At 29.6% G+C, this 12124-nt stretch carries 3 protein-coding genes and 2 pseudogenes; 3 read left to right on the forward strand and 2 right to left on the reverse strand.

Features of this window, described 5'->3' with window-relative positions; genetic code table 11:
- Positions 1 to 218: 218 nt before the first annotated feature.
- A complete protein-coding gene (locus tag ACRRVD_RS03430; RefSeq protein ID WP_432461734.1) occupies positions 219 to 344 on the reverse strand; it encodes a hypothetical protein in 126 nt (41 codons plus the stop codon).
- A gap of 811 nt (positions 345 to 1155) precedes the next feature.
- Positions 1156 to 1859, reverse strand: a pseudogene (locus ACRRVD_RS03435) (DDE-type integrase/transposase/recombinase); the annotation flags it as partial.
- Between the two features lie 3576 nt (positions 1860 to 5435).
- Between ACRRVD_RS03435 and ACRRVD_RS03440 the strand changes: the two are divergent.
- From ACRRVD_RS03440 to ACRRVD_RS03450, 3 genes and pseudogenes are all read left to right on the forward strand, one after another.
- Positions 5436 to 6803, forward strand: a complete 1368-nt coding sequence (locus ACRRVD_RS03440; RefSeq protein WP_432461735.1) for a sodium:solute symporter family protein — start codon at positions 5436 to 5438, stop codon at positions 6801 to 6803.
- 112 nt (positions 6804 to 6915) lie between these two features.
- A pseudogene (locus tag ACRRVD_RS03445) lies at positions 6916 to 7071 on the forward strand (IS256 family transposase); the annotation flags it as partial.
- 3302 nt (positions 7072 to 10373) lie between these two features.
- Positions 10374 to 10496: a hypothetical protein gene (locus ACRRVD_RS03450; RefSeq protein WP_432461736.1), complete on the forward strand. Its 123-nt coding sequence runs from the start codon at positions 10374 to 10376 to the stop codon at positions 10494 to 10496.
- Positions 10497 to 12124: the final 1628 nt, after the last annotated feature.

Consider the following 12124-nt stretch of genomic DNA (forward strand, 5'->3'; position numbering starts at 1 on the left):
GAGCAACCTCCTTGTGACCTTTTAGCTCCCAAGTGTAAGGGTCACATCTTGTATCTTTACTTAAGATGAGATCTTTATCAATTAACAGCTGAGCAACCTCCTTTGAATGAATGGACTACTTGACCTTTGAGCTGCATATAAGTCATCTTGTTTACCTTTACGTAACATGAGCACCTTTACTCCAATTAACAGCTGAGCACACCCTCCTTTATACCATTTTAGCCTGAAGTGTAAGGATATAATTTCATTAGTCTAGCGTTAACATGAACACCTTTATCAATTAATAGCCGCACAACCTCTTTACCATTTGAACCTGCCCATTTAAGGAGGGTATAATCTGTCATCCTTAGCTAACATCAAGCATGCTTATTAATTAATAGCTGGAGCAAACCTCCTTCTGACCATTTTAGCTGCCCAAGTGTAAGGAGTCAGGTGTATTGTTTCTTCCATGTCAAAACCTTTACTTTCTAACTGTACTAAATTATAAACTTTCTTCAGAACTTGCACATATAATTCTGTACGCTATAGTTTAATTTTGTTAGTTGTCCCCCTGTCTTGAATTTGAATATTATGGGTTTTAATCGCGTTTGTAAAATATGTCAAAAATCTTAAAAATCTCATTTCTTGATATGAATTTTTAAGTAAAAATTATGTAATTGACTTTCAAGATAAAAATTCATAATTCTCAAAAGATATTCTAGGGTAAAAAAAAAAATTTTTGGTTCTTGTCGCAATTGTTGATTAAGGGAGTGGTTATTTATTAATTTTAGTCAAAAATGACTAAAATGTTTACTATTTTACCCTAGATTATGCCCTATTTTAAAGATTTTTCTCAACCAGATTTATCTTCTCATTTGCTGTATATAAATGTCGTTTTTCTTAAGCCATAGATGACTTGGGAAAAAGATGATGCAATGAGAGGCGCCAAGATTATCTTCTACTTTACAAAATGTGGGTGATTAAGTTGCATTCCCTTATAGATCAATAAGTAAAAAAGAAAACGCCCAAGTTAGTAGTAGCTGGATGATTGAAAACTTACGTGAAATTAAATAGTAAGTGTATTTATTGTTATATAGCGCAGTAAATCGTTAGTTCTGTTCCATCTGTATTTGATGTTGTCATAGTTCTCCCCCATGTCTCAATTTGGATATTATGCGCCATAAGTTTACAAAAATTCTCAAAATAAGATGCTTGTTTTTTAGCTTCCTATTAATTGTCCCCTTTTGAATGATTCTAATGTTTCTATTCTCCTTAACTGGTAATGTTGGCGAATGGAATGTGCTTTAACCCTAGCATGGTTAAGCCGTTTTTAATAATCTTATGATCTTGTTCGACTCAATTAAGTATTGTTTTAAATATGAATTTCTTTTGATCTTGATCTAGTTCTGTATTTAATGCATCAAGTGCAGCTTTATACTACCGCTTTTGTCAAACTACCACTTTGGATGAGTGTATATCTCTGATACCTTACGAAAAAGAAAGAGCTGAAGACTTATCTCTACGTTCACCTAGAAAAAAATCAACTGTATTCTCCATTAACAATCTACCCTCATATAATAACATAAATCCACTTACTATTTAAATTTCAGTAAGTTTCATCCATCCTTCCAGCTACTACCAACTGGGCGTTTTGCTTTTTCTTACTTATTGATCTTATTAAGGGGAATGAACTTAATCACCCACCTTGTAAAGTAGAATGATCAATCTTTGCGCTCTCATAGCATCATCTTTCATAGTCCTCTTGGCCTTAAAGAAAAAACACATTTAATAACAGCACTAGCAAGGATTAACTCTGGTGATGAACAAAACTCCTTAAAATAGACGCAATAATCTACGTAATATAAACATTTTAGTCCAATTTTTTGACCTAAATAATATAAATAACCCACATCCTTAAAACAGATGCGACAAACCAAATAACTTAATCCATAAAATACCGCGATAAAACCCTTGAAAAAAAAATCAATTCGATCAATAAAAAAAAATACTGGCACCCCTATACTAACTGACAACTATAAAACCATTTTTTTTTCATGTCTTCAGGATTAAAATATGAATTACTAAAAAAATATATTATCGTACAAAATATAAGATCATAATTCTAAATTTTTCTATTCAATAGAAGGAATAAGCTATCTGTCTTTCATTACTTTACTTCTGAATTAATGAGTAAATAAATATGGAATGCATAAGATTGACAGTTAAGAAGATTCAGAAAAAACGAAATTAAACTTATTCAACCATTAGTTCAATCTTAGTAATCCACTTCATACCAGCATTACTTAATGATTGTAACAGGGACACAGAATTATTGACAATAAGTATATTTATAAATGAATCCGATAATATGGAAAATACCCCACTTCATCTGCATTAAAAAATGTACTTAAATATTGTAGAAAAGCTGCTGAAACATCAGGTATTTATGTAATGCAAAAACTAGTAGGTTTTACCCGATTTCATATTGCATACAAAATTACTTAAACGTTATAGAAAGTGCTAAACACATCCAGGATTAATGTTTCAAATACAAAAACTAATAACTGGTGTTTACTCCCACTGCATACTGCATTCACAAAATGGTCATATGAAGGGACAAAACTATTTAGAAAACATCCAAAATTAAATAAATGAAAGATAAAAAAGGTTACCCCCGCTTCCTCTTGCATCAGTAAATGTCATCTTAAATGTTGTAGAAAGATACTAAATACATCAGGTATTGACCGTAAATGCAAGCCAAGCATATCGCCCTACTCATTCATCTGCAGTTATCAAAACGATGTTTTTAAACATTTTAAAAAAAACTATTAAATATATCAAGTGTACGTAAAATGCAAAAGTGATGTATAGTCATACTCCCATTTCATTGTTGCATCGAAACTGGTCATGTGAAGCTCGTACAAGAAAATTATTGAAACATCAAGAAATTAAGTAAATGAAAAATAAATATGGATATATCGCCACTTCATCTTCAGTACAGTATCAAAAATCATCTAGAGTAGTGAAATTATTATTAAAATCTAAAAATTTGTCAATGAAAGATGTATCTGAAAACAGCTCTATTTAGCTAGGGAAAAAATAAGAAAAATATATGGAATTATATTACTACAAGTGTGTTTTTAGGCTATGATCGCCCGAGAAAGAATTCCTCGTGTCATAGATTTATCAAAAATACAAAAAAAGAATTAAACTATAGTGGACGAAAAAACTATAGAGGAAATATAAGATATTGTTTCTATTTTACTAGTTATTAGTCCATTTGGGGATAAAAAACCCCGAACTTCAGTGGCCTTCTTTGAAATATTACTTAAGGATATTATTAAAAAAAAAAGAAAAGAAAATAGCAAAAAAAACAAGCCATACAGTTTACATTGTGACTTTTACCATATAGTATGGTAAACAAGTATCTCTATAAAGATTAGTGTATATTGTCAAAAAGGTGAAAAAACTTTAATTCAGGGAATATGTAAAGATAAGCGATAAAATGATTACAGGTAAAATACTTTAAAAATCATGTACATATCTAGGCTTCTGTCGCCGTTATTGTTTTAATGGATCAGTTAGTTTTAGTAATTTTAGTTTAAAATGACTAAAATGTTTATATTACACCGAAAATATTGCCCGTATTTCAAAGCGATTTGTTATCAGCAGGAGTCTGTTTTTAAAGCATAGGCGTCAAAGTTAAGGATAATAAGCTATTTTTTTTATCATATTAGAGTATATATTCTTTTTTTTAAACTCGTGCTTTCAGGGCAAAATATTGACTCATTAGATAATTTTGTTAAAAAAATATGTAAATCATCTAACCTGTTATTACGATCCAAAAATTCTTTGCCCTTTTTTATGAGTCAATTAACGCTTTAGGTAAACTAATTTCTCTATCAGGTTCCAGTTTTATACAGTTACTACTGCCATGAAAATAATAGTAGTACCACAGAATTTTGCATATAATTCAATACATATTCTTCAGAGTTTATTTACCTTTAATACTTTCAATGTTCTAACATGCTTTTGATATTAGCTTAAATAACAGCTGCAATTTCCACTAAACTCGATAAAAAGACCTATTACTTCACTAGCTAGCTATTCTTACTAACCTGTATACTTTGGTAATCATATATTGTCAATCAAGTAATCGTTGTTCTTTGGAAAGGATATCACGACATCCTTACTAAACTATTAGCTTTTCTTCTCCTTTTGAAGATTTGTTCACCTGTTAATTTATGGCAGATCATCTTACCGTAGCTTATTCTTTCTAGAAGAACCTCTTTTTCTTAAAAAATCTTTATCTAACAAGGTTATAAATCTATCTTTATTCATATTGCATCACTACTTATTAGCTTTCGATTATACGATAAAGTAATGCACCGTTTTCCATTAAATTTTTAAAACTATTAGGAAAACAAAAATTCCTAATCTGCTACTAATAGTATCATACTTTATATCTCAAATATTTCGGATAGCCTTTCTGACCTTAGACCTTCAGTTCTCTAACCTATCTACTCTTTGATTTAGATAGTCAATTAGTACCGAATAATAGAAGATTTTGCCCTTAATTAGGCGTTCCTTATAAACTAGATGCCACACCCTTTATTAAAATACTTTCCATACTGTTAGGTAACTATTTGACTCTATCAAGCAGCCCTTACACTATAAATTGTTTCAAGAATTTCACAATCAGTCCAATCTGCTTTTAAATGATCCCTGTAAACATCCTTTTACATTACTGCATAGAAGTAACAGATATTTGAATTGAATTTTAGATAATAATACCTTGATTGTAAATACTCACATGATCTTCCATGCAACAAACTACACAATGTTTTCTAAGCTCAAATCACGTACCTCCCATTACCTAATTACTAATGTCTTAAATAAAGCAAGAACTGTAGAGTCTTCCTATTTCTTTTGAGAAAACCCTTAAAATATGGGATAATGATTTCCTTTTTTTATAACAAATCTTTATATACCAATTAATTTTGATACTTTATGCCATAGTATTAAGTTAACTTTGATTTAGCTTCATAAATAATCAACTCCATCACTTTAACCTTTCTTTACCTTTCACTATAATAAAATGATAAATTTTATCTTTGTTTATTTATAAAAATCATATCTTTAAATTCACCACCTATGATTTCCAAAAAACAAGATCGCATATTAATACTTTATGGTAATTAAAATTATTTAATATCACGACTATATCCTTAACTTGACGCCTATGGTTAAATGGACAGAGCCGGACAGGGCCAAAATATATGCAAAAACATTTAAAATATTATTTGAAATTTTCTATTGCAACGGTCTCAATAGATACATTATTCAATTAACTTTTACAATACAGAATTCAGGTGTATAATATTTCTATTATAACGGTATTATTTTTTTTGTTATTTATTTTAGTCATAGGACTTTTTACTGGTAAAAAGCAAACTATGTTTCGAGAATATGCTGTAGGTAATAAGAATTTTTCTACGTTCAAAATGATTGTTACAATATTGGCTACAGAAATGTCTGGAATAACACTTGTTTATTACGTACAAACTTTTTATCTATACGGTCTTAGAAGAATGATTGTTCAAATGATAGCAAGTATAATACCTTTTTGGGCAATTAGTATCATATCAGTTCGTATGGGCCCATTTATGAGAAATCTTTCTATTGCAGAAACTATAGGCATTATATATGGCAAGATCCCAAGAATTATTGTGTCTATACTCGGTATTTCCGTTGCGATTGCTACTCTTTCTGTTGAAATCAATGTAATTTCATTCATGACCAAGATATGTATAAATTCTATTGATCATAGGTCTATAACTGTGTTAGCGACTTTAGTGATTGTTAGTTATACAATTTGGGGTGGTATTAGTTCTATTACTAATACTGATATACTGCAACTTATAACTTTTTTTATCATTATTTTCCTAATTGCTGGACTTATGTTTATTAAAACAGGTAAATCAATATTTGAAATTGTATTCTTTTTACAAAATCAAGAAAATTTTAAATTTACTAACATATTCAAATTTGATATCAAAACATTGAATATATTTTTATCGATTCCATATGGGTTTTTAAAATTTCATTCTAACCCAACAATGATACAAAGAGTTTACATGTGTTCTAGTACCATGCAAGTCAAAAAAGTTTTTTTGTATACAAGTATTTGTTTGTTATTACTAATTTTTTCTATATGTATAATTAGTTTATTTGTTTTTACAGGAGACCAAACATTATCGGCAGAAGAAATTTGGAATTACATAACAGATGGTATGCCCAATTTTTTAAAAGCATGCATTATTATTTGTGTACTAGCTATGTGTATGTCTACCTGTGATTCTTATTTACATTTATGTTCTATTATGGTTGGACATGATGTAATAGAAAGTATTTTTGGAGTAAATAAAATTCCCTGTATATATAAAATTTCAGTAGCTAGATTAGTATTACTAATAATCGGTCTATTATCTATGATAATATCTATTCGCTACAATAACTTTTTTGAATCTGTACTTAGCATTGTTTCATATCCCTATATGATTTTTTATTGTACAATAGGAGCCCCTTTAATTTTATCTATCTTTGGTTTTCTTGGTACAACACGTACTGCTTTAATAGGAATGGCTACAGGTATACTTGTTTTATTTGTTTACAAAAAGTTTGGTTTCCCAATAGGAATTTCTGGTGCTATAGTGCAATTATTTTCTAATGCATTTGGAATGATGGTTGCACATTATGTACTTCCACAACCACCTGATAAGGGATGGGTTACGTTGAAATATAAAGAGAAAATACTGAAATAAAGAGGCTCTGTCGCGTCTATGTGAGTTTGTAAATAAAATTGTGTAAATGCTTATTTGTTATTAACCAATCTATCGTTATAAATAATCGGTAGTAATAAATAAGTCATAAGCAATGGAAGAACAACAAATAAATATAGATCCAAGTCTACTAAAAGAATTATCTAAGTCTATTAAGAGTGAAAAAGACTTATCTATTCTGAGCAAGCAACTATTAAAACTGACGGTAGAACGTGCTATGGATGCAGAGCTAGAAGATCATCTTGGCTATTCAGGGGTCACGTCAGGAAACAGAAAATAAAGCACGTTAACCCTGTTTATTTTCTATTTTCTGTACTGCAGATTACTGAGTCTTACAGCCGAGTTATTTGATAAAATTTGTTTGAAAATCAGGTTTTTTACTTAAAACGAATTAACTGTAAATAAACTATATTTTACCTTATATACAAAAATATTTCTATAGCACTTTTCAGGATTTTATACAAGATAGTAAAAATAATTATAATTATTTTTTTAATTTATTTACAGGTAAATATAATTTTTAACATAGAAAATAAACAGGGTTAACGTGCTTTATTTTCTGTTTCCTGACGTGACCCCAAGTATAAAAACCATATTTCACTAAACACATATATTAACAAACGAAAATTATTTGATACAAAATTATGAATTTTATAGAAAATATAAAGTGATTGATATTCAAATGATTATATAAAAATTAATAAGGGAAAATAAAAGTCAGGATCATACAGAATCAATTGGTTAGCAAGGGTTTAATAACTAAAATCAGACAAACCGGGCTTTTAGTCAAATGACCCCATTGCTTATGACTTATTTATTACTACCGATTATTTATAACGATAGATTGGTTAATAACCCAAATATAAGATTATTAACACAATTTTTATTACAAAACTCTATTTAACTGACGACCTATTTTGAACATACTAACCCTATAATATCGCTATCATATTTAGTCTTCCCCACGATGTAAGAATATTTCATATGTACATTTTACTTGGTAATACATAAAAACACAAGTCATTCATTTTATTTACATTCCTCAAAAGATTAAGAGACCAATCAAATGGCGAGAAGTTATCTACCAAGAGACATTATATCTATTGACAATATTTATTAACACAGTCTAAATTTACTTTCCCATAGCTTGCTATCTTAATCGTGTTATACGATAGGATAGAAAAAATTTCAAATTAATGACATTATTTATTCAAGCAATTATATACAAAAAAAGAATTTTAAATTATATATATCATGTCTTCAATAAAAAATATTCGTCTACTTCATCTATGAATTCTCTCCACAATATCTCCTCATAACGTTCCTCTCATAGCCCACCATCGACATTACTCGGTTAACTATACCTATTCAAACTATAGCATTACTGCAGATAGGTAGCTATAATATTGGAGGTTATTCCCGGGCTACTTTTATGATAATAATGGCCTTGGAAGCCGAGCAGACTAGAGTGACTAGGATCCAGATACGACTCCTGCCTAGGGAACATATAGTAACACCGATATACTTTATTATTCTGAATATTAATAGAAGATCTTAAAATATTGTGTAAGACCCTGAATTATTAGAATACATATAACGAGCCCCAAGTATTTGTTAAAATTGACTGTCAAATATACACAAAAAACAAGGTACTCCAAATTATGTCTAATAATTTCTGCTTGACTGCTTACCATACATATGTTTAAGCTTTTCAAAGTCTTGCACACATACTGAATCAGTAAGATACATATTAATTAGAATCTAAGTCAAGTACGTGAGAGGTTTTACTAACCCAGGAATAAAATAGCATAGGGACTTCGGTCTAACAGGAAAGTAGCTTTATGTTTACCCATATGTTGATTCATAGTATCATTGCACACACCAAATAAGTTGCGATAAATCGAAGATTAAAAGAGTACGCTTAAGCCTGAGGACGTATTAGCAACAGTTAACATGAGTTAGGATTAGAAGGAATTACTAACATCTAGATCAACCGTATCTTTGATCCCCCAAAATGACGAAAGCACCCAAAAAATTTCCTTGTATTATATTTTATTAGAAGGGCAATTGAAGGAACGGAAAGTATCCAGACAGCTGTTTCTGGCAATACTTTTGTAGCGTATAGATAGTTCTATCATGATTTGTGTTTACCCTATCTTAAAGGAGTAAAGCAATACTTTGTTCATAGTTCTTCATGCAACCCAATAAAGCATGTGGTAAGGAACATACGCTCCATGATTGCTTTTGAGAAACCATATAATAGCACTAAAAATGCCAATTGCAATTATTGACCAAAAATCTGGTTTTGCACCCATTCCTTATTTAAGTTTTTCAGTATGGCCACTGCAATATTCCTGAGCATACAGTTTAAAAGGTAAATAGCTTGGTGTAAGGGATTACAACGTGGGATAAATGCGTATCTGTAATATAATATAGGGCGAATATTGGTTTTACTTTTACCAAGAACCGCATACTGATGTACTTTATAGAGGGCTACATTTAGAGTTATGTTAATGAGTGGGTAAAATACTCTTGTGTTAGTTTATTTATATTTCACATCTACACTAGATCCACACATAAATAACAGACTCCACAGATGTGACACAAATACACCCCAATGAGTCACGACAAGGTGACCTGCTGTATGTAAACAATGAGAGTATGCTTCTTTTAAGATGAGTGCCACCGAGCTTGGAAAATTTTATCTTTACATGTTATAAACCAAGCAAAGTCACTTTGCATTTTTTACGTGATGGCATTGATTATAGATATTATCCGCTCGAGATAGGGATCTTCACGTCACAACTAACACCACGAATATATATGAAAATAAATATATTTTTTATATGAATCTTCGCAAGCGGCCCTCACCACAGATTTCCACACACGAGTCTGAGCCGTTTTTCTCTCTATCATGTTATTTACAATGACGAACTGTGTTACACTCGTGCAACTATTCAAGGAAGAAACTGCTTATCTATCGGGATGATTTTAGATTCAGAGGAGTATAATTACCAAGCTGAATGATGTGTTATCAGTGTATAAGGGTCGAGAGTTTAAGCTCTAAAGTAACATACAAATGTCTCTCACACACACACATAATATACAATAAAATAGAACATTTCACAGAGTAGAGTTTTATTGTGTGAATGACAGACAAATATATGGTTTCGATTTTCGCACTCTTTTTTTTATATTATATCAGCAAGTAGTATACATTTATCTAACGATAGGATGTCAAGTAAAAATAGCGTAAATAAAAATTTTATGGAAAAATTCACAATTAGTATAGGATCACGGTAAAATAGGTCTCACAAACAGTTAGCTTATCTTATTTATCGCATAATTAACACCTGAATCCGAGACGAAACTCTCTACACCACTGAATAAATAATGTTTATTTTAAAAAATAGAAGAATTTCTTTCTTTTGACTAACTTAATACATAAATGAATATATTTGAAGAGATCAATAAGAAAATAAATAACAAATATAAAGGCAATGAAACACACATCCAAGAGATATGTATAACATGGCTTAATCAAAATTACTCATGGATGAGATAATATTTATGAGAATAGCAAAAATGCTTATGCCTATTTCCTCTTGTGCTCTCCTTACTCAGGAAATTATGGTTTTTATATTGCGTGATACCTATGCCTTATTTCGTGAATAAGAGTTGTTTAAAAGGATAACTTTTGCTTTTTGTGTCGCTCTTCTAATCCGTATGTTTTACAATTGTTTTCCAATCTCTTAGAAATTTTCTGAAAATAAAGGGGAAAGGAAAAACGCTTATATAACTTCCACTCTTTATTCTCTGACAACACATCACTCAGCTCGAGTAAACAATTCTGATTTCTATGCTATATTAAATCTCTTATTTTATTACTTCAATAATATATTTCTGACCTATATTTTTACTTCTGATATAGACAAAAAAAAAATTAAATGAAAAAATGTTAAAATTGATTTATTGTAAACTTATACGATGAATAACTTGATACTTTTGCAAAATATTCTTTCCTGAAAAACTTCTCGGATTTTTCGATATGAACCATGTTTCTTGTCTTAGAGTCGTTGTTAGAAGTCTTGAAAAAAAAATTTTTTTCTTAAAAACCACAAAGTTTTTTTTCTTTACAGTTTAAAAAACGTACTATGGTAAATTTAAAAAACTTATCTAATTATTAAGCAGTTAATGATCATCCATCATACCATATCTTCCAATCCAGTTTTACGTACGGTTCCTTGATGCTTAGACTTAACCACTCATCGTTTCGTACTTACTGTTTGAAAAAATTTAATTAGTTCAATAATAACACGTGCGCAATTTTTATATCTTGAAAAAAGTTTTGTTTAAACGTATTCGTAAATTCAAGTAATAGTATAACTCGTAGCAATAATCTGTCAGAGTTGTTATCCACTTCTGAAATTTGTATAAATGACGGTTGTCTTTTCGGATTTTTCAAAGTCGCTATAACCTTATTGCTGCAATCATTTTAATTCTCTTTTCTATGAAAAAGTATTATAAATTTTAGAATTCTACTTAGCAATTAATCACAAGTAAAAAATTTTTCACGTGTTATTATTGTGCTGAATTAAATTTTTTCAAACAGTAAAGTACGAAACGTGCGTGTGTTAAGTATAAGCATCAAGGAACCGTACGTAAAACTGGATTTGTGGAAGATGTGGTTTATGATGGATGATCATTACTACTTAATAATTAGATAAGTTTTTATTAATTTACATAGATACGTTCTTTTAACTGTTAAGAAAAAAAAACTTTGTGGTTTTGTAGAGAAAAAAATTTTTTTTTTCAGACTTCTACAAGCATGACAAGAAACATTGCGTTCAATCGATTCCGAGAAGTTTTTTTTCAGGAAGTGAATATTTGCAAAAGTATCAGTATTCATGTATAAGTTTACAATAAATCAATTTTCATTTTTCATTTAATTTTTTTTTTTCTTATCTATTAAAACATGATCAAAATTTTGAAGTTTAAAAAGATTTTTTTAATTGCATAGAAATCGAAATTTTTACTCTGATTCATTTTGTCAAAATAAAAAAGATTATAAACATTTTTTTCCTTTCCTTTTTTTCAGAAAAATTTCTGTTGGTCGACAATTGTAACTACGGATTGAAACTGGCAGTTCCTTTTAAACTCTTATTAACCATGGCTGGTCGCATGTAAAAACATTTTTGAGAAGAGAGTGCGCACTTTTTATCATTTATTACAATTTACTTTGTTGTTTCATTCTTTTTTTTTTTTTTTTTTTTTTTTTTTTTTTTTAATAACAAAAAAGAAAA

Origin of the sequence: Candidatus Cardinium hertigii, from assembly GCF_050864915.1 — a bacterium.
Lineage (GTDB): Bacteria > Bacteroidota > Bacteroidia > Cytophagales > Amoebophilaceae > Cardinium > Cardinium hertigii_D.